General features: G+C 64.3%; 19 protein-coding genes and 2 riboswitches. Of the genes, 6 read left to right on the top strand and 13 right to left on the bottom strand.

Translation table 11 applies throughout. The features are described from left to right. Positions 1-119 precede the first annotated feature (119 nt). Entirely contained in the window at positions 120-1,151 is a 1,032-nt protein-coding gene (locus ACFVTG_RS09830; protein ID WP_390279961.1) for an ornithine cyclodeaminase, read from the bottom strand. A gap of 160 nt (positions 1,152-1,311) precedes the next feature. Continuing rightward, entirely contained in the window at positions 1,312-1,743 is a 432-nt protein-coding gene (locus ACFVTG_RS09825) for an Lrp/AsnC family transcriptional regulator (protein ID WP_284752826.1), read from the bottom strand. Positions 1,744-1,798: 55 nt separating this feature from the next. Here ACFVTG_RS09825 and ACFVTG_RS09820 point away from each other — a divergent pair, with 55 nt between their 5' ends. The 4 genes from ACFVTG_RS09820 to ACFVTG_RS09805 all read left to right on the top strand — a co-directional run bounded on the left by ACFVTG_RS09820 (position 1,799) and on the right by ACFVTG_RS09805 (position 4,351). Next, positions 1,799-2,158, top strand: a complete 360-nt coding sequence (locus ACFVTG_RS09820; RefSeq protein ID WP_284752825.1) for a hypothetical protein — start codon at positions 1,799-1,801, stop codon at positions 2,156-2,158. A 196-nt stretch (positions 2,159-2,354) separates the two neighbouring features. After that, a riboswitch (SAM riboswitch) is annotated at positions 2,355-2,467 on the top strand. A 10-nt stretch (positions 2,468-2,477) separates the two neighbouring features. Further along, a complete protein-coding gene (locus ACFVTG_RS09815; protein WP_269995262.1) occupies positions 2,478-2,735 on the top strand; it encodes a DUF1737 domain-containing protein in 258 nt (85 codons plus the stop codon). Further along, positions 2,732-3,142 carry a rhodanese-like domain-containing protein gene (locus ACFVTG_RS09810; RefSeq protein ID WP_284752824.1) on the top strand — a complete coding sequence of 137 codons (411 nt, stop codon included), beginning with the start codon at positions 2,732-2,734 and terminating at the stop codon, positions 3,140-3,142. Before ACFVTG_RS09815 ends, ACFVTG_RS09810 begins: the two co-directional genes overlap by 4 nt. Then, on the top strand, positions 3,143-4,351 hold the full coding sequence (locus tag ACFVTG_RS09805) for an O-succinylhomoserine sulfhydrylase (protein ID WP_390279957.1): 1,209 nt from the start codon (positions 3,143-3,145) through the stop codon (positions 4,349-4,351). Positions 4,352-4,363: 12 nt separating this feature from the next. Here the strand turns inward: ACFVTG_RS09805 and ACFVTG_RS09800 are convergent, their stop codons facing one another. The 5 genes from ACFVTG_RS09800 to ACFVTG_RS09780 form a co-directional block, all read right to left on the bottom strand. Further along, positions 4,364-5,665, bottom strand: coding sequence for a glutamate--cysteine ligase (locus ACFVTG_RS09800; protein WP_390279955.1), 1,302 nt, complete (start codon positions 5,663-5,665; stop codon positions 4,364-4,366). Between the two features lie 104 nt (positions 5,666-5,769). Then, positions 5,770-7,293: a UDP-N-acetylglucosamine 1-carboxyvinyltransferase gene (locus tag ACFVTG_RS09795; RefSeq protein ID WP_284755216.1), complete on the bottom strand. Its 1,524-nt coding sequence runs from the start codon at positions 7,291-7,293 to the stop codon at positions 5,770-5,772. A gap of 209 nt (positions 7,294-7,502) precedes the next feature. Next, on the bottom strand, positions 7,503-8,309 hold the full coding sequence (locus ACFVTG_RS09790; RefSeq protein WP_284755217.1) for an energy-coupling factor transporter transmembrane component T: 807 nt from the start codon (positions 8,307-8,309) through the stop codon (positions 7,503-7,505). Continuing rightward, positions 8,306-9,955: an ABC transporter ATP-binding protein gene (locus ACFVTG_RS09785; protein ID WP_390279953.1), complete on the bottom strand. Its 1,650-nt coding sequence runs from the start codon at positions 9,953-9,955 to the stop codon at positions 8,306-8,308. Before ACFVTG_RS09785 ends, ACFVTG_RS09790 begins: the two co-directional genes overlap by 4 nt. Beyond that, the gene (locus ACFVTG_RS09780) at positions 9,955-10,584 is read right to left on the bottom strand and encodes an ECF transporter S component (protein ID WP_345448478.1); all 630 of its coding nucleotides are present in this window, start codon (positions 10,582-10,584) and stop codon (positions 9,955-9,957) included. The genes ACFVTG_RS09785 and ACFVTG_RS09780 overlap by 1 nt, the downstream gene beginning before the upstream one ends. 76 nt (positions 10,585-10,660) lie before the next feature. After that, a riboswitch (TPP riboswitch) is annotated at positions 10,661-10,797 on the bottom strand. 148 nt (positions 10,798-10,945) lie between these two features. On the opposite strand from ACFVTG_RS09780, the gene ACFVTG_RS09775 reads away from it, so the two are divergent. Both ACFVTG_RS09775 and ACFVTG_RS09770 read left to right on the top strand, forming a co-directional pair. After that, positions 10,946-11,719, top strand: a complete 774-nt coding sequence (locus ACFVTG_RS09775; RefSeq protein WP_284755223.1) for an NUDIX domain-containing protein — start codon at positions 10,946-10,948, stop codon at positions 11,717-11,719. Between the two features lie 51 nt (positions 11,720-11,770). Next, entirely contained in the window at positions 11,771-12,031 is a 261-nt protein-coding gene (locus ACFVTG_RS09770; protein ID WP_284755224.1) for a DUF4235 domain-containing protein, read from the top strand. Here ACFVTG_RS09770 and mnhG read toward each other — a convergent pair. From mnhG to ACFVTG_RS09740, 6 genes are read right to left on the bottom strand one after another with little or no spacing between them, the layout of a single operon-like run. Then, positions 12,028-12,507 carry a monovalent cation/H(+) antiporter subunit G gene (gene mnhG / locus ACFVTG_RS09765; RefSeq protein WP_390279951.1) on the bottom strand — a complete coding sequence of 160 codons (480 nt, stop codon included), beginning with the start codon at positions 12,505-12,507 and terminating at the stop codon, positions 12,028-12,030. The two genes, ACFVTG_RS09770 and mnhG, sit on opposite strands and share 4 nt — an antisense overlap. Next, on the bottom strand, positions 12,497-12,775 hold the full coding sequence (locus ACFVTG_RS09760) for a monovalent cation/H+ antiporter complex subunit F (RefSeq protein ID WP_059389843.1): 279 nt from the start codon (positions 12,773-12,775) through the stop codon (positions 12,497-12,499). The genes mnhG and ACFVTG_RS09760 overlap by 11 nt, the downstream gene beginning before the upstream one ends. After that, complete coding sequence (locus tag ACFVTG_RS09755) at positions 12,772-13,338, bottom strand: Na+/H+ antiporter subunit E (protein WP_390279948.1); 567 nt, start codon at positions 13,336-13,338, stop codon at positions 12,772-12,774. Before ACFVTG_RS09755 ends, ACFVTG_RS09760 begins: the two co-directional genes overlap by 4 nt. Then, positions 13,335-14,936 carry a Na+/H+ antiporter subunit D gene (locus ACFVTG_RS09750; RefSeq protein WP_284755228.1) on the bottom strand — a complete coding sequence of 534 codons (1,602 nt, stop codon included), beginning with the start codon at positions 14,934-14,936 and terminating at the stop codon, positions 13,335-13,337. The genes ACFVTG_RS09755 and ACFVTG_RS09750 overlap by 4 nt, the downstream gene beginning before the upstream one ends. Further along, positions 14,933-15,388 carry a Na(+)/H(+) antiporter subunit C gene (locus ACFVTG_RS09745; protein WP_059389840.1) on the bottom strand — a complete coding sequence of 152 codons (456 nt, stop codon included), beginning with the start codon at positions 15,386-15,388 and terminating at the stop codon, positions 14,933-14,935. Before ACFVTG_RS09745 ends, ACFVTG_RS09750 begins: the two co-directional genes overlap by 4 nt. Beyond that, positions 15,385-18,486 carry a Na+/H+ antiporter subunit A gene (locus ACFVTG_RS09740; RefSeq protein ID WP_390279946.1) on the bottom strand — a complete coding sequence of 1,034 codons (3,102 nt, stop codon included), beginning with the start codon at positions 18,484-18,486 and terminating at the stop codon, positions 15,385-15,387. Before ACFVTG_RS09740 ends, ACFVTG_RS09745 begins: the two co-directional genes overlap by 4 nt. Positions 18,487-18,510: the final 24 nt, after the last annotated feature.

Below are 18,510 nucleotides of genomic sequence, written 5' to 3'. Positions count from 1 at the left end.
ATAAAACGTCTGGTGCGCCGGTTCTGGGGCCGGCGCACCAGGCTTCTCCCCCAAGTGACTAGCAGTTGTTGTCGTTCTGAGCGCCCAAAACGACAACAAATGCGAGTGAGTTGGGCTTCTCAGGATCCGATCGGAGACAGTGCCCGCACCAGGCCGAAGAGGTCCTTGGGGTCATCGGGGTTGGCGACGAGGTCGATCTCTTCGAAGAACTCCGAGCCGTCAACGGCATCGCGGAGATACCGCAAGGCGGAAAAGTCCTCGACCGCGAAGCCCACGGAATCGAATATCGTGATCTGGTCCTTGGAGATCCGGCCCGGCGCGTGCCCGCCCAGGACCTGCCAGAATTCGGTGACGGGAAAATCGGCGGACATTTGCTGGATCTCGCCTTCAATCCTCGTCTGGGGATCGTATTCCACAAAGACGTCACCGAGTTCCAGGATGGCAGCGTCGAGTTCGGTCTTCCCTGGGCAATCGCCTCCGATCGCGTTGATGTGAACACCGGGCGAAACCTGGTCTGCTGTCAGGATCGTGGCATTGGCCTTGTCCGCCGTGCATGTGGTGATGACGTCGGCGCCCTCAACTGCGTGCGCCGCCGAAGCTGCGATGGTGATGTCGAAGCCGAGGGGAGCCATGTTCCGGACGAACTTTTCCATCGCAGCCGGATCCGTGTCCCAGATCCTGACCGTGTTGATACCCAGGGCCGCCCGGAAGGCCAGCGCCTGAAACTCCGATTGGGTTCCGGTTCCGATCATCCCCATGATCCGGGCGTCGGGGCGCGCGAGTTTCTTCGCGACCATTCCGGACGTGGCCGCCGTCCGCAGCGCTGTCAGCACAGTCATCTCCGCAAGGAACGTCGGGTAGCCGTTATGGACGTCGGACAGCACACCGAAAGCTGTCACGGTCTGGAAGCCGCGCGCGGGATTCGAAGGGTGTCCATTTACATACTTGAAGCCGTATGTTTCGTGGTCGCTGGTGGGCATCAGCTCGATGACGCCAAATGGCGTGTGACTTGCCACCCGCGGAGTCTTGTCAAAAGATTCCCACCGCTGGAAGTCGTCCTCCAAGTACTGGATCATCTCCGAGATGATGGCCTCCGGGCCCCGCCCGGCCGTCCAGCGAACCATATTGCGGACATCGACAAAGCGCGTCATGTGCGCTCCTTTCCCTCATAAGCACTGTTGCTACGAGGCTACGGAGCGGCGATATGCATCCACAATTGCCAAAGTACGTACTTTTCATTGAAAATCTGTACAAAATGACGACCGTTATTGCACTTAATGCTTAAGTGGCCTGCCGACGTCACGTGAGCGGTTATCGCAGGACTGAGCTGAGCAAAAGACTCGTCTCACTATTGACGATCCCCTCGATGCCGCGGATCCTGCCCAGCACCTGGTCAAAATCGCTGAGGCTTTCCGTGCGTAGCTCCGCCACGAGGTCCCATCCGCCGTTCGTGGTGTGCAGCGCCCAAATCTCGGGAAGTCCCCGGAGCTGGCGAATAACCTTGTCGGCAGACCTTCCCTCCACTGCAATGAGCGCAATAGCCCGAATCGCAAGTGGATCGACCTCGTCGCGCACCCTCGCGGTAAAACCAACGATGGTTCCGGAGGAGACAAGACGCTCGAGCCGGCTATTCACAGTGGCCCTGGCGACGCCCAACGTGCGCGCGAGGCTGGCCACGGACGCCCTGCCGTCCTCCCTCAGGGCAGAGAGGAGCTGGCGGTCAAGATCGGTGAGTGCTGCCATAAAGATAAACGTATCGCCCATTCCCCAAGCGGGCCTGAGTCCGTAGGGTATCGACATGAGCATCTACATCAGCCCCGACTCTGCTGCATGGTCGCTGACGGCCATGGCGACTGGTGCGTCAGCGGGATCAATCGATGATGCGAATGGCATGTCCAACTTGGTGAAGGAAATCTACGAGACCGAAGGTTTCGAAGCCCTGTCGGGTGTTGTTTTTGCCTTGGCTCATCACAACAGCCTCTCGCTGCATGCACTCGCCACGGCCACCGGGATATCCGTCCACGAGTTGCTGGAAATCCGGAAGCATCAAGGTTCCACTTTTCATCACTCCCCCACAGGGGTAGGGTCACGGCTCGACGCCCTCCCACCCCGGATCCAGGCGAGCCTGGAACCGCTGCCCGATGAAACCGAATCCTAATCCCCACTGGCTCCCAGTCTTCGCAAGCTCAGCCCGGGGCCCTCGCCAGCGTGGGCCCACCCACTGGCTCCCAGTCTTCGCAAGCTCAGCCCGGGGCCCTCGCCAGCGTGGGCCCACCATCCACAGCCGTCCGGTTACGGAACATGACGACGGCCGGTGCTGCAGGGCGCCGTCGTGGATGTTATTTTTCTTCTTGAGTAATGAGTACCAGCGCGAAGCCCTGACTTGCTGGTCGGCAACCCTCTCTCCGGCGGGGTGCCTCAGGTGACTACTCGGCGTATCGACACTTTCGAACTGCAAGCGTGACTGAGGAGCACCAATGCCTGAACCCACCGAAGAAAAACTCTCCTACCGTCTCGTCACGGGCCCTGACACCAAGGAATTCTGCGAGCGGATTTCCACCGCCCTCGCAGAGGGATATGTGTTGCACGGCAGTCCGGCCGCGACCTTCAACGGCACCGACGTGATCGTGGCCCAGGCTGTCGTCCTGCCCGCGGCGATCGCGAGCGCGGATGCCGCAGTTGCCAATGCAGTAGACCAGCTTGATGAAGAGTTCGACGGCGAGGGCCACGCATGAGCTATGCAGGCGACCTCAGCCCGCACGACGCCTGGGCCAAGCTGGAACAAGGCGCCATCCTGGTGGACGTCCGAACGGAAGGCGAGTGGGCACACATCGGGATCCCGGACACCAAAGCCACCGAGAACGATCCCTTGTTCATCCAGTGGAACCTGGCCGGCGGGATCCCCAACTCACGCTTCATCGACGATCTGAAGCAGCAGGCTCCCGAAGCGGACGGCACCGAATTGGTCTTCCTCTGCCGCTCCGGCCAGCGTTCCATCGCCGCTGCGATCGCCGCAACGCAGGCCGGCTACACCGCCTACAACGTCCTTGAGGGCTTTGAGGGCGAACCGGACCGCTACGGCGAGCGAACCGTGAACGGCTGGAAAAACCGCGGACTTCCAACGAACCTGGGGAACATCTAAGTGACTTTCAATCCTGACGCCGCCGGCTGGGGCCCTGACACCCAGGCAGTCCGCGGCGGCCTTGACCGCACCAACTTCCAGGAAACGTCCGAGGCCGTCTTCCTGAACTCCGGCTTCGTCTACGAATCCGCCGCAGCTGCAGAGCGCGCGTTCACGGGCGAGGACGAGCGCTTCGTCTACTCCCGCTACGGCAACCCCTCCGTAGCCACCTTCCAGGAGCGCCTCCGCCTGCTCGAAGGCACCGAAGCGTGCTTCGCGACGGCGTCGGGCATGTCCGCAGTCTTCACCGCCCTCGGTGCGTTGCTGGCTGCCGGTGACCGCGTGGTTGCCGCCCGCTCGCTCTTCGGTTCCTGCTTCGTCATCCTCAACGAGATCCTGCCGCGCTGGGGTGTCGAGACCGTCTTCGTCGACGGGCCTGACCTGGACCAGTGGCGTGCTGCCCTGTCCGAGCCGACAACCGCAGTGTTCTTCGAGTCGCCGTCGAACCCGATGCAGGAAATCGTGGACATCGCCGCGGTGAGCGAGCTGGCCCACGCAGCCGGCGCTACCGTCGTCGTCGACAACGTCTTCGCCACCCCCTTGCTGCAGCGCTGCGGCGAGCTCGGCGCAGACGTGATTGTCTACTCGGGCACCAAGCACATCGACGGCCAGGGCCGGGTCCTTGGCGGAGCAATCCTGGGCACCAAGGAATTCATCGACGGTCCCGTCAAGCAGCTCATGCGGCACACCGGGCCGTCGCTTTCCGCGTTCAACGCCTGGGTCCTGACCAAGGGCCTGGAGACGATGGCGCTGCGCGTCAATCACTCCTCGGCATCTGCGTTGCGGATCGCCGAATGGCTTGAGGAACAGCCGGCCATCAGCTGGGTCAAGTACCCGCTCCTGAAGTCGCACCCGCAGTTCGAGCTCGCCGCGAAGCAAATGAAGGCCGGCGGAACCGTGCTCACCTTGGAGCTGCTCCCCTCTGCCGGGCGATCGGCAAAAGAGGCCGCCTTCGCGCTGCTGGACGGGCTCGCCGTCATCGACATCTCGAACAACCTGGGCGATTCGAAGTCCCTTATTACCCACCCCGCCACCACCACGCACCGCGCCATGGGTCCGGAAGGCCGCGCGGCCATTGGCCTGAGCGACGGCGTCGTGCGGCTTTCGGTGGGCCTGGAGGATGTGGACGACCTCATCGGGGACCTGGAGCGGGCCCTCAAGCAGGTCTAGCCGGGCGCCGGGTTAGCCCGGCGCTTCGCGCCAGTCCTGGCGCACCCAAGTGAGGACGGGTTGCGGCTTGGTGTCGCTCTCGTCCCGCTCTGAGCGCATCGTGATCTGAACAGCGTGCTCGACGACGGCGGCCAGCCCGGCGGCGTCGGGCGCGCCCCCGTTGCTCTCGCTCCAGCGCTCAGCGACACCACGCTGTTCGATGGCGCCGTTGCCACGGCCCAGGATCGCTGCCACTCCGGTTTGGACCAGGTCGAATTCACCCTGCTCGGCCAGCACAGGTTCCAGATACTCCACCAACGACCAGACGACGTCCGCGGCGGGCTCCGGGCGGAACGTTCCGAAGTCCAGCAGCTCGGTGCGTAGTCCAAAGTTGCTTGCCTGCCAGGACGCCATCCGCAAAAGCGCCGTGGGTACGGCCGCCGGCTCTATTCCGGCATGGTACTCACGAACAGAAGTCTCGACCAAGGCCCTGACGAGCACTGCGAGGAGCGCCGCATCCTCGGCCCGTAGGCAGACATCGGCCACCCGGACCTCCACTGTGGGAACGTGCCGGGAGAGCCTGGCGTCGAAGTAAACCATCCCCTCGTCGAGCAACACTCCCGTTTCGATGAGCCTCCTGACAACCCTCCGGTAAGCAGCCAAGGAACCGAAGATGGCCGACGGCCCCGAGGACGGCCAGCGGTTCCATGCCTGCGTCCGGTAGCTCTCAAAACCGGTGGCCAGCCCCCGCCAGTAGGGTGAATTGGCGCTGATCGCGGTGAAGACGGCGAGCTTGTCCCGGATGCGGTCCAGGACCATCACACCTTCCTCGGGGGACTCGATCGAGGTGTGCACGTGGAATCCGCAGGTGAGCTGTTCGTGTGCGGTGATGCCGAAGCGTTCGAGCATGATGGCGTACCGGGGATCCGGAGTGGTGTGCAACGCGGCGTCCACGGGCGATGTGGCCAACGCGGCGATCCTTGCGCCGTGGCGCCGTGCGGCGTGGCTCGCGAGGCCCCGGGCCCTGCGGATCTGGTGCAAGAGCTCCGCGTAGCTGCGGCATGGCCGGGTCTGGGTTTCGATCTGCTCAAGCTTGAGCTCGTGGCTTAGGCCGGTATCGGGACCGTCGATCTCCTCAAGGGCAGGCCCGATTTCGGGGCTGCCGTTGCCGTCGAGCGCGGGGCCGTCGTGGGGTGGGTCATGGTGGCCGGAGCCATCGCGGCCTTCGGGGCCGTCCTGGGCGGGGCCCGAGAGGAGCGCGTCGGCAAGGGCGAGCGGCTCGCCGGTCACGGGATCGACGATCAGCAATTCCTCTTCCACACCAAAAGTGCGCACGGATCCATTGTGCGCCATGGCGGCCTTGCGGAGACAGATCGGGATTTTGCGGCACGCCCGAATGATTCTGCTGGAAGTCCGAATCGTGCAGAATCCGACGCGCGTCAGTCCTGGAAGTACTCGATCTTGGCACCAATAGTGTTGAGCCGCTCGGCCAGGTCCTCGTATCCGCGCTCAATCACATAGATGTTGCGTAACTCGGACGTGCCGCGGGCCGCCAGCATGGCCAACAGCAGGCAAGCTGCGGGTCGGAGTGCCGGGGGGCATCCGACTTCCGCGCCGCGCCATTTGGTCGGACCATTGACATAGATGCGGTGCGGATCGAGCAGTTGAACCTGGGCACCGAGCTTGTTGAGCTCGGTCAAGTAGATCGCACGGTTCTCGTAGACCCAGTCGTGGATCATGGTCTGTCCCTCGGCATTGCCTGCGATGACCGCGAAGAACGGCAAGTTGTCGATGTTCAGCCCTGGGAACGGCATCGGATGGATCTTGTCCTCAGGCGCACGCAAGCGTGATGGCTTGGTGGTGACATCCACCAAGCGAGTCCGTCCGTTGCGCGCAAAGTATTCGCCGGAGATGTCGAGCTGCTGGCCCATCTGCTCAAGCGTGGCAAGTTCAATCTCCATGAACTCGATGGGGACCCGGCAGATGGTGACCTCCGAGTTGGTCACGATGCCCGCGGTGATCAGGCTCATGGCTTCGATCGGGTCTTCCGAAGGGAAGTATTCAATGTCGACGTCGATCGCCGGGCGGCCCGTGATCTTCAGGGTGGTTGTCCCGATGCCGTCGATCACCACGCCGAGCCTCTGCAGGTAGAAACAGAGGTCCTGCACCATGTAATTGGGGCTGGCATTGCGGATCACCGTGGTACCGCTGCGGTGTGCGGCGGCCATGATGGCGTTCTCGGTCACGGTGTCGCCGCGCTCCGTGAGCACGAAGGTGCGGTGGTCGCCGTCGGCAGGTGGGGCCTGTACCGAATAGAAGCCGGCCTTGGCCTCCACCGAGAGCCCGAACTGCCGCAACGCCTGCATGTGCGGTTCCACGGTTCGAGTCCCGAGATCGCAACCGCCGGCGTAGGGCAGTTGATATGAGGCTGCCTCATCGAGGAGGGGGCCGAGCAGCATGATGACGCTGCGGGTGCGGCGTGCGGCCTCCACGTCCATGGAGGCGAGGTCAAGGGTCTCCGGGCGGCGGATGCGCAGATCGTTGCCGTTCAGCCAGGTGCACTCGACACCGATGGAGGTCAAGACCTCGACGATCCGGTTGACTTCTTCGATCCGGGCAAGCCGGCGCAAAGTGGTGGTGCCGCGATTGATGAGGCTCGCGCAGAGCAGGGCGACGCCGGCATTCTTGCTGCTGTTGACGTCCACCGAGCCGGAGAGCGTGCGTCCGCCCTCCACACGCAGGTGGGTCATCTGCCGTTTGCCGACCTTGACGATAGTTCGCCCGAAGATCGACTCAAGGCGCTCGATCATGCGTAGGCTGAGGTTCTGCTTGCCCTGCTCCATACGGGCAATGGCACTTTGGCTGGTACCCAGTTCCGAAGCGAGCTGTCCCTGTGTCCAGCCCTTTTCGCCACGGGCGTCGCGAAGAAGGAGACCTACATGTTCGGCAGTCGGTTGCGTCATGACTAATAAATATCACGGATGGTCTACGGACTGGAGGTTTTGTGACACAACACGCCGATTATGCTGGAGAATAGTCGTCTCGTGCGATATGCGTGGTCCAAAGCCTGCGTGTTGCGTTTGCTCGCGGCCACCAGAAGCCAGCCACTCGTCCACCCAAGTAACTCGCAGTAGTTGTCGTTATGAGGCCCCAAAACGACAACAAATGCGAGTCAGTTGGGCTGCTTCAGCCAGACGAAGTGCCACGTCCCTGCCCATTGGGCCGCGAGCACGGCTGCGGCCGCAATGACCAGCCCGCCAGCGAGAACCCAGACGTCCAGGCGGCTGTAGGTGGATTCGCGTGCCCAGGTCCGCCGTCCGCCGCCGAAGCCCCGCGCCTCCATGGTCACGGCCAAGCGGGACGCCCGACGGATCGCCTGGACCAACAGCCCGAAGCTTTGGCCGAGCATGGCCTTGAACCGTTGCGGCGGGCTCCCGTGCGAGCCGACACCCCGCGCGCGCCGTGCCATGCCGATGGTCTGCCATTCCTCCGCCATGAGCCCGACGAGCCGCAGCGCAGCCAAGGTGCCCAAGACAAAACGGTGCGGCAGTTTCGCCTTCTGCGCCAAGGCATCGGCAAGGTCGGTCGGATCGGTGCAGCTCATGAGGAGGATGGCTGGCAGCGCGATGGCCAGGCCACGCAGCATGAAGCCGAGTCCCAGCTGAAGTGAGCCTTCGCTGATAGACCAGATCCCGACGTCGAGCAGTATCCTTCCGCTGTCCGCCGACAGGATCGCGGTGCTCCAACCTCCGAGCGCGGCCGCGATAATCAAGGGCCAGCCGCGCTGCCAGAGCAAGCGCACGGTGAGCCCCGCGAGGGGGAACAACGCCAGTTCGCCGAGGAGCGCGGTCGAGGCTGACACCAAGTCGATGGACAACGCCAACACCAGGGTGATCAGGAAGACCGACACGAACTTGGCCAGCGGATTCGCGCGTGTCAGGAGGGCATTGTTGCCGCGCAGGGTCAGTGCGTCCCTCATGCCGCACCCGCTTCCTGCCGGGCGCCGCCTTGGAATGCAGGCTCGAGCCGCATCTCGGCGCCGCCCAGGACGGAGCTGAATTCCTGGTCGTGGGTCACGGAAACCACGGATGTGCCGGCGTCGAGCAGTTCCGACAGGAACGACGCAAGCTCAGCCCACGTGTTCGCGTCCTGGCCAAAAGTAGGTTCGTCCAGCACCAGGACGCGGGGATGCGCGGCAAGCACGGTGGCCACCGATAGCCGGCGCTTTTCGCCGCCGGAGAGCGTGTACGGATTGGCGTCCACGAGATGCCTCAGGCGCAGCCGCTCCAGCAACTCGTCCACGCGCTCCTCGCCATGGCCAAGGTGCTTGGGGCCGAACATGAGCTCGTCGAGCACCCGGCCGGTGACGAACTGGTGCTCGGGCTCCTGGAACACGGTCCCGATGCGGGAGATCAGCTGCTGGGCCTTCCACTTGAACGGGTCAGTGCCGGCACCGTCGCTGAGCCCGACGGCGGCAGTCACCGCCCCGGACACCGGCGCCAACAGCCCCGCAAGAGTCAAAGCGAACGTCGATTTTCCCGCGCCGTTGGGGCCAGTGATGGTCAGCGCTCGCCCGGCGAACACTTCGGCGTTGAGTCCGGCCTGCACGGGAAGGGGCGGGATGGTTTTGAACCCCCGGCGTCGTGACCGCTCGCGGGACACCGCGAGCTCCTGGGTGGCGAGCAGTAGCTCTCCCGCGTTCCTCGCCGCGGAGCTCCACGCCCCGTTCCCCGCCCCGGAGCCGGCCGCCGTTCCGGCGCCTGTTCCCGAACGTGGCCGGGTGGCCGGCACGTACCCGGGCACCCAAACGCCCGCAGCAGTGAGCATGTCCCTTGCTTGCGCCAGAACGGTGTCCGGATCGCCGTCCAGGAGCACCGCCGGCGTCGAGACTCCCGTGGAGGAGGAACTGCCCGGCTGGAGCACCACGATCCGGTCCACAAGGTCTTTCCAGACCGAAACCCGGTGCTCCACCACCACCAAGGTGGCGCCCGTCTTGTCCAGGCAGCGGCCCACGGCATCGCGGACCTCCAACACTCCGGCCGGGTCCAGGTTGGCGGTCGGTTCGTCCAGGAGGATCAAGCCGGGCCGCATCGCGAGGATGCCGGCCAGCGCAAGGCGTTGTTTCTGCCCGCCCGAGAGGGCCGACGTCGGGTGGTCGAGCGCAAAGTTGCCGCTCGCACTGCCACCGGCACTACGCCGCAGCCCGACGTCGTCGAGCGCTTCATGGACCCGCTTCCAGATTTCTTCCCGCGGCACGCAAAGGTTTTCGGCGCCGAACGCGACGTCGTCGCCCAGCCGGGAAAGCACCACCTGGGTTTCGGGGTCCTGTTGCATGAGTCCGGCACGGCCCCGCTGGGCCTTCGGCGAAACACCATCCACGAGCAACGAACCGGTCTCGTCGGCGTCGTCCCCTTCCTCGCCCAACACGCCAGCCAGGGCATGCAGGAGGGTCGACTTGCCTGCGCCCGAGGGGCCAAGCAGCAGAACACGCTCGCCGGGACGGATGTCCAGGTCGAGGGCGTGGATGGCCTGCGTGGTGCGGCCGGCGTGCCGCCAGCCCCAGCCTTGCGCGGAAATGGCGGCGGGTCGCACCACGGCAGAGGTGCCGGAATCAGGACTGGGCATCAGGAAAAGACGGGCTCCGAAGCGGCCTTGCGGGACGCGAACGCGCTCAGCACACCAGTCTTGGCCAGGCCGCGGGTAGCGATCCAGGACAGGGCACCGGCAATGACGGCCCCGGAGATCGTGCAAAACACGATGTACGCGAGCTTGTCGACCGGTTCGTAGGCGATGTTCCAGCCCCACGGCAGGAAGGAGTCGTTCAGACCGCAGAACAGGCCCGCACCGGCACCGGCCAGCAGGGACACAGGCAGGTTGAACTTCTTGTACATGAAGGCCAGGAAGATGAGTTCCGCACCGAGGCCCTGGAGCAGGCCCGAGATCAGCACCGTGGTGCCGTACTGCGAACCCATGATGAGCTCACTCGTGGCGGCCACTGTTTCGCAGAAAATTGCCGCACCGGGCTTGCGGACGATGAGCATGCCCAAGACTGCCGGAATCATCCAGCCGCCGGCGATCAGGCCGCTCAGGGGCGGGTAGCCGGCGGACATAGGCGTGGCGACCAGAGCCATCTGGTCCCATGCCCAGAAGATCACGCCACCGGCGATCGAGATCAGTGCCGCCACAACAATGTCCACGACGCGCCAGTTGTAACCAGGCTTGGTGAGGCCCGGCCTTGCAGAAATACCAGTCATTTTGTCCTCCTGAGGAACAGGAGGGGAAAGTGTTCCCCGGTTGCCTGCGAGCGGCCTCCGCCGCGCCGGTTCCGGACACTATGAGAACTCGACTCCCTTGCGCCGGTACTAGCCGGATCAGGTTCGAGGGTCTGCGGCTGTCCGCACTCTCAGCGCCCGTCCTCCGTGCCGCATTGCTGCGAGCCCGACGGCGGCGCTCCCCTGTCGTTATCAATCCACCCTTTTGGGCGTGGTTCAGTTTACACCTTGGAGGGGTTGCGGGCGCGGCGGCAAAAAGCGTTCCGACGGATTCCCCTGGATCATTTGCCGGGCGAGCGCAGTCCGGCCCGGAATGGCGCGGGCGGCCACAGAAACTGGGAGAATGATCCAGCAGAATGTGACACAGCAAGCGGGCAAAGGAGCGGTCTTGGCAGGCATGGGCGAAGCGAACAGCACCACAGTGGCCGAACCGAGGCTCGCCGCGAGCGTGATCCTGCTCCGGGATGCCGCAGTTCCTGGGCGCTCTGGAGACGCGGCGCAGGCTTTGGAGGTGTTCGTCCAGCACCGGGTGTCCACGATGGATTTCGCTGCCGGAATGGTCGTCTTCCCGGGCGGACGAGTGGACCAGGCGGACAGCTCCGGCTGGGACTTCACGGACGACGTCGTCGAGCGCCACGCCGCCGCATGGCACCGGAGCAGCATCGCCGTCGAGCCTTCCTCCGCCCGGTTCAACGCGGGCCGGGTACTGGCGGCCGCGCAGCGTGAGGTGTTCGAAGAGGCCGGGCTGAAGCTCGACGCCGCCACCCTCCGCCCATGGGCCAACTGGGTCACTCCGCCGGACCAGCCCAAGCGCTTCGACACGTACTTCTACCTTGCTTGCCCGGTTTCCGGAGCCGAGCCAAGGCACCAGACCACGGAAGCGTCATCGTCCTTGTGGATGCCGGTCCGCGGAATCCTGGATGCCGAAGCCGCCGGAACGCTCAAGCTCATGCCACCCACGCTGGCGCTACTGGATGAGCTCCTCGCCCTCGGCACGGTGGAAGCGGTGCTGGCCGAAGACCGTGACATTGTTCCCGTGCGTCCAAAGCCGGGAGCCTTGCAGGAGTTCTTCCGGCTGAGGCGCCAAGCCCCATCCGTTGCTCCGGAACTGCCCTGAAGTGGGGTTAGGCTGGGGACGGTCCTGTTTCCACCCGCAAGGAGTCCCGGAATGAACCTCCTCATCAAACTGCTCGGCACCGGCGTGAGCATCGGCGCAGGCTTTGTCGGCACCAAGCTCGTCAACGCGCTGTGGGAAAAAACCACGGGCAACAAGCCGCCCAAGGGACACGACGACATGGAGACGAGCCTCCGCTCAGCGCTGACCTTCGCCCTGATTTCGGCAACTGTCAGTGCCGTCATCCAGGTTCTCGCCGGCCGGAGCACCCAGCGCGCCATCTCCCGCTTCTCGAAGACGCAGGACATCGTCTAGGCTGACGGCCCGCCGTTGACGCCGTTAGGACCTGCGCTCCCGCCGTTGCGGGCGTTCCCAGCGTGGGGCATTGCCGAGCCCGCTTCTTGAGCTTTCTCCGCCGCCCGTTGACCGGCAGCCCGCAGCACCACGGCCTCGAGTTCGTCTGTGCTGAGAAGCTCGGGGTGGAGGTGCTTGGTCCGGTACCCTGCCCGGCCCACCATGTGTGCGGACACGGGCACAGTCAGCAGTTGGAAAATCCAAGCGACCGCGAGGACCGGCCAAACCCACCATTCGCGCATCTGCAGCCCCATGGCCGCCAAGACAAGGAACAGCCCCAGCACTTGGGGCTTGGTAGCTGCATGCATGCGGCTCATGAGGTCCGGGAACCGCAACAGTCCAATTGCCGCGCCCAATGACATCAGGGCACCAACAATCAGCAGTACCGCGGTGACGGCATCGATGACGGCGTCCGCTCCGGTGGCGTTAGGAGTCATTGACTTGTCCCCTCCGGTCGGCCACGAAGCGGGCCACCGTCACCGATCCGATGAACCCGATCAGCGTCAGCGCGACGAGCAGCACGAGGTTGTTGAGGTGCCTGTTGACGGCCATGTCGATGGCCAGCGCGGCACCCAGTATGGCGAGCAGCACGTCTGAGGCGAGCACCCGGTCCAGCAATGAAGGCCCGACGGCGATCCTGTAGATCGCGCCTGCCGCCGCGAGGCTAAGAATCACCGCCGTGACGATCAGCACGATGTCTTTCATGAGCCGGCTCCCCTCGTTGCAGGCCAGCCTTCGGCCTGGAGTGCGTCCAATTCCGTGCGGGTACCCATGATCCGGATCAACGAGGCCTCCGTGTCCTGGACTTCCTTGCGCAGCTTGGCGGTGTCCACATCGTTGCGGACATTGAGCCCGTGGATATAGAGCGTGGACGTCGAGCGGTCCACCTCCACCACCAGGGAACCCGGAATCAGCGAAATCACGTGCCCTGTTGCGGTCACCATGAGGTCGGAGTGGCTACGCAGGGGAACCGCGACGACGGCGTTGGTTACCGAGGGGCCCCGGAAGGCCGCCAAGTACATGACCTGGAAACTCGCGGCCACCACTTTGCCAAGGAACACGACGGCGAAAGGAATGGCCCGCAGCACGTTGAATCGTCCGCTGAGCTCCACTGGAGGCAAGTAGAAGACCCTGGCTACCACCACCGCGATCAGCGCACCGAACACCAGGTTGCCGGGGCTGAAGTCCCGCCAAAGCGCACCCCAAACGACCACCAGCCAGACCAGCAGGGGCAACTCGGTGCGGAACGAAATCCGCTTGCGGCTCACTTGCCACCTCCCTGCGGTACGGCCCCGGTGGGTGCGTCACCCTGCGGTGCCGCGATTCCTGGAACTTTGGCATTCCCGCCGAGCACGGAATGGATGTACGCGGTACGGTCCAGCATCTGTTCCGCGGAGTTTCCGGCCAATTGGAACAGCGGACCGGCGAAGACTGTCAGCGCCACGCCAAAGACCACGAGCGCGGCGGTTGGCCCCACCATGGTCCGCGGAAGCAGCCCGACGGCCGCCGTGTCTTTCAGGACGGCGGCAGGGTAATCCGCATCCTCCGGTTTCCGCCAGAAGGCGCGGTTCCAGACGCGCGCAATTGCCAGCAACGTCAAGAGACTCGTGACCACGCCGCCCACCACCAAGGTAATGGCCAGTGGCGTCCCCAGGGCAATGCCTGCCTGGAGGAGTCCGAGCTTCCCCAAGAACCCTGAGAAGGGCGGGATTCCTGCGAGGTTCATGGCCGGAATGAAGAACAAGAGCGCGAGGAGCGGAGACAGCTTTGCGAGCCCACCGAGCCTGTCCACGGAGGAGCTCCCACCGCGGCGCTCAATCAAGCCAGTCACCAGGAACAAGCTCGTTTGGACCGTGATGTGGTGGGCCACGTAGAAGACGGCGGCAGCAAGCCCGGCAACGGAAGACATGGCCAGCCCAAACACCATGTAGCCGATGTGGCTGACCAGGGTGAAGGAGAGTAATCGTTTGATGTCGCTCTGGGCTATGGCACCGAGAATGCCCACCAACATGGTGAGGAGTGCAACCACCATCAACGGGGTATTCAAAGTATCGCCCGGGAAGAGGAGGGTCTCCGTCCGGACCATGGCGTAGACACCCACTTTGGTGAGCAAGCCGGCGAACACGGCTGTGACCGGTGCTGGCGCCGTCGGATACGAGTCCGGCAGCCAAAAGGACAGCGGGAACACGGCGGCTTTGATGCCGAATGCCACGAGCAGCATGACGTGAAGCAGGTTCCTGGTGCCCGGATCCAGTTCGGCCAACTTGATGGCGAGATCCGCCATGGTGATGGTCCCGGTGGCCCCGTAGATCATCGCGATGGCGATAAGGAACAACACCGAGGACACGACGGAAACCACCACGTACGTGACCCCGGCGCGGATGCGCGGACCGGTGCCGCCCAAGGTCATGAGCACGTAGCTCGCCGTCAGCAAGATCTCGAAGCCGACGTACAGGTTGAAGAGGTCACCGGTGAGGAAGGCATTGGAGACGCCGGCCACCAGGATCAGGTAGGTCGGGTGGAAGATCGAGACCGGTGCCTCGCGGTCGCCGTCGGCCATGCCTTGGCCGGTGGCATAGACGAGCACGGCGAGGCTGATGACGGAGGAGACCACCAACATGAGCGAGGAGAACTGGTCTACCACCATCACCACGCCAAACGGCGGCTGCCAGCCGCCCAGAGTGACGGACGCGGTGCCTGTAGTCCATACCGAGGCAAGGAGCCAGCATTCCAGGAGCAAGGTAAGGGACAACAAAGCGATGCTGACCGCGCGTTGGGCCAGCGGGTTCCTGTTCAGGGCGAATGTCAGTGCGGCACCGAGGATGGGAAGTACGACGGCGAGCGGCGCCAGGCTGGCGATGTTCACAGGGGGCCTCCTTCCTTGGCAGCTTCGGTGACTGCCGTGACCGGGAATTCGGATGTTTCCTCGGGAACCACCGAGTCGTCTTCGGCGTCAAAGCTGGGTGTCTTCGCGACGCGCCGGTCTTCGGCATCGTCCTGGATATCGTCCTGGCGTGCCAACGCCCAGGTCCGGTAGATGATGCCAAGCATGAATGCCGTCACCGCGAAGGAAATCACGATCGACGTCAGGATCAACGCTTGCGGCAAAGGATCGTTGTAGTCGCGCGGATCCGTCGATTTGTTGAACAGCGGGGCAAGTCCGGCATAGCCACCCGTCGCGAGGATCAAAAGGTTGGTGGCGTTGGCCAGGAGCATGAGCCCCAGGAGGACGCGGGTCAGGCTGCGTTCCAGGATCAAATAGATACCACAGGCGTAGAGCACTCCCATGACGATCAACAAGGTCAAGTTGACGCTCATGGGGTCCCTTTCCCGGGCGAGGTGGTTGCCGACGCTGCAGTGCTTGCCGCCGTCGCAGTAGCCGCACGGGCTTCCGGTCGGGCGTCCCCTGAACCCCCCGCGTCTCCGCTGGCGGTCTCTTCGAAGTGTTCGTCGATCTCGGCACCCAAGCTCCGCAGCACGTCCAGGGCAAGGCCTACGACAACGAGGTACACGCCGATGTCGAAGATCGTGGAGGTCACGAACTTGATGTCACCGAATAGCGGCAGCCAGAACTCGATGATGGCACTTTGGAACACTTGACCGCCCAGAAGCAACGGCACGAAGCCCGCCGCGGCCGCCGTCGCAAGCCCCGTTCCCAGCAGCATGCCGGCGCTGATCGGTGCGGCTTCCCGCAGCTCGAACCGTCCGCCGGCCAAGTATCGGATGGTCAGGGCGAGCCCGGCAGTGAGTCCGCCGGCGAAGCCGCCTCCCGGAAGATTGTGTCCCGCCAGCAGCAGGTACACGGAGAAAACGATCATCGAGTGGAAAATCAGCCGCGTGACCACCTCGAAGATGATGGAACGCCGTTCGGGTGCCAGGGTTCGGCCGGCCACGAGCCAGGGGTCTGTCAGGCTGCCCGCGAACTTGCGGACGAGTGCCAGCGAGGCGTCGTCGCGCGAACTGCCCCCGGCGGCGGCGCGCCTTCCCACAGTGCCCTCGGGAATCGTGGAGGCCTTGTTGAGGCGCTCCCCCCTGCTTCGGACAAAGATCAAGCTCGCGACGCCGGTAGCGGCGATTGCCAGCACCGAGATCTCACCGAACGTGTCCCACGCCCGGATGTCCACCAAAGTCACGTTGACCACATTGAGTCCCCCGCCGCCCTCGTAGGCCAGCCGGGGGAAGGAGAGCGACACAGGCTCGGCGATGCGTGCGCCCATCGCGTAGATCGCCACGAAGATCATGGTGACCGCGAACGCCACGCCGATAATGACGCGAACCACCCGGTATTTGCCGCCGGTGCGGTCCCGGAGCTCCGGAGGGAGGCTTCGCATCGCCAGCACGAAGGCCACCAGGATGATGGTCTCCACCAGCATTTGCGTCAAGGCGAGGTCCGGTGCTCCCTGCAACGCGAACATGAGCGCGATGCCGTAGCCGGTGACGGACACCATCAGCACGGCGAGGAAGCGCTTATTGGCGCGAACTGCGGCCAGCGCGCCAACAACGATTCCTGCCGCGGCGATGAGCTGAAGCGGCGAATTCGGGTCGATCAGGAAGAGACCGCCCGGGAGCGGCTTGTTGGCCACGATAAGTGCCGTGAGCGGGACGGCGAAAGCCACCGTGAGAATGACCGCCAGGTAGAAGTAGAGGGAACCGCGCTGCGTGCGCCCGGTGACCCACACGGCGACGTCGTCCAAGGCCCCGATGGTGCGCTGGTAGGCACGATCGCCATCCACCCAGTCCGGGACACGGCCCTGCGCCCGGGACACGAGGTTACGGGCGTAGAACATCACGACGCCGGCCGCGAACGTCAGGGCGGTCAGTCCCAAGGCGGGCGTCAGTCCGTGCCACAGCGCGAGGTGGCTGGCGCTGGCTGCGTTTGTTGCGGTTGCGCTTGTTCCGGCAGCGGGTTCCACAAAAAGCGCCGCATACGGCTGGATCCAACCGTCAACGGGATCCGGCCACAGACCGTACACGATGGTGAGGAAGCTCAGGATGGCCGGCGCCGCCAGGAACGATGGCTGGATGGCTTTGAACGGAGTCCGGTCCACGCCCGGTTTGGTGGCGAACGCACCCCACATGAAGCGGGCGCTGTAAGCGAACGTGAGGATGGACCCCAGCACCAAGCCGACTAGCAGGACCAGCCCCCACGGTTGCGAATCAGGGCCAGTACCGGAGTGATCAGTGCCGTAGTGGACGAACGTTTCCAACACGGATTCCTTGGCCACGAAACCCGCCAGCGGAGGTATGCCGGCCATGGACGCGGCGGCGATGCCCGCCACAATGGCGAGCGCCCGCGAGGACTTGTACACACCCGAGAGTTTGCGGATATCGCGCGTGCCGGATTGGTGGTCGATGATGCCCACTACCAGGAACAACGCGGCCTTGAAGAGTCCGTGCGCCAGCAACAGCGCGAGGCCGGCCAGTGCGGCGTCGGGCCGGCCGAGGCCCACCACCATCGTGAGGAAGCCGAGCTGACTGACGGTTCCATAGGCGAGGATGAGTTTGATGTCGGTCTGCCGGAGCGCCCGATAGCCGCCCACCAGCATCGTCGCAAGGCCGAGCCCGAGCACCAGCGGCAACCAGTAGGGGCTCTCGCTGAATCCCGGAGCCAGGCGGGCCACGATGTAGATACCGGCCTTCACCATTGCCGCTGCGTGCAGGTAGGCGCTCACAGGGGTGGGTGCGGCCATGGCGCCCGGGAGCCAGAAGTGGAAGGGGACAAGCGCCGATTTGGTAATCGCGCCCACCAGGATGAGTACGACGGCGGCAGCAACAGCCCCCTGGGCCGGTCCCGTGACGAGGGTGGCCGCTTGAGTCATGATCGCCGAAATCCGGTATGTTCCGGCTGCCTGGCCCAGAATGATGAGGCCGACGAGCATGGCCAGGCCGCCAGCGGTGGTGACCATGAGGGCTTGCAAGGCCGAGCGTCGGGCGGCGAGGCGGGTGCGGGCGTAGCCGATCAGGAGGTAGGACAGGACAGTGGTGAGTTCCCAGAAGATGAACATCATCAGGAGGTCGTCCGCCGTCACCAGGCCGAACATTGCACCCGCGAAGGCAAGTAGTTGGGCTCCGAACCCGCCAAGGCCCGCATCCTTGTTCTTGAAGTACCGGGCGCAATAGACCAGGACCAACGCGCCGACACCCAGCACCAGCAATGACATTACCCACGCCAAAACGTCCATGCGGAAGGCGAATTCAAGCTTGAGGTTGGGAATCCACGGGAGGATTTCTTCGATGAAGCCGCCGCTGGGGTCCCCGCCTTTTCCGGGATAGACCCGGTCATACTGCAGGATCAGCCAGATGAAAGCGATGGTGGGAACCGCCGCGAGGACATAGAAGGCATTCCGCTGAAGTTTCCGGAAGATCCAGGGCGCCACAGTTGCCGCTGCAAAGGTCACGGCAAGAACTGTGATCACTGGAATCTCCGCAAAGTCAGGAAT

It is taken from the genome of Arthrobacter sp. NPDC058127 (genome assembly GCF_042884555.1).
Classification (GTDB): domain Bacteria; phylum Actinomycetota; class Actinomycetes; order Actinomycetales; family Micrococcaceae; genus Arthrobacter.
This window is presented reverse-complemented; position numbering and strand designations above follow the sequence as displayed.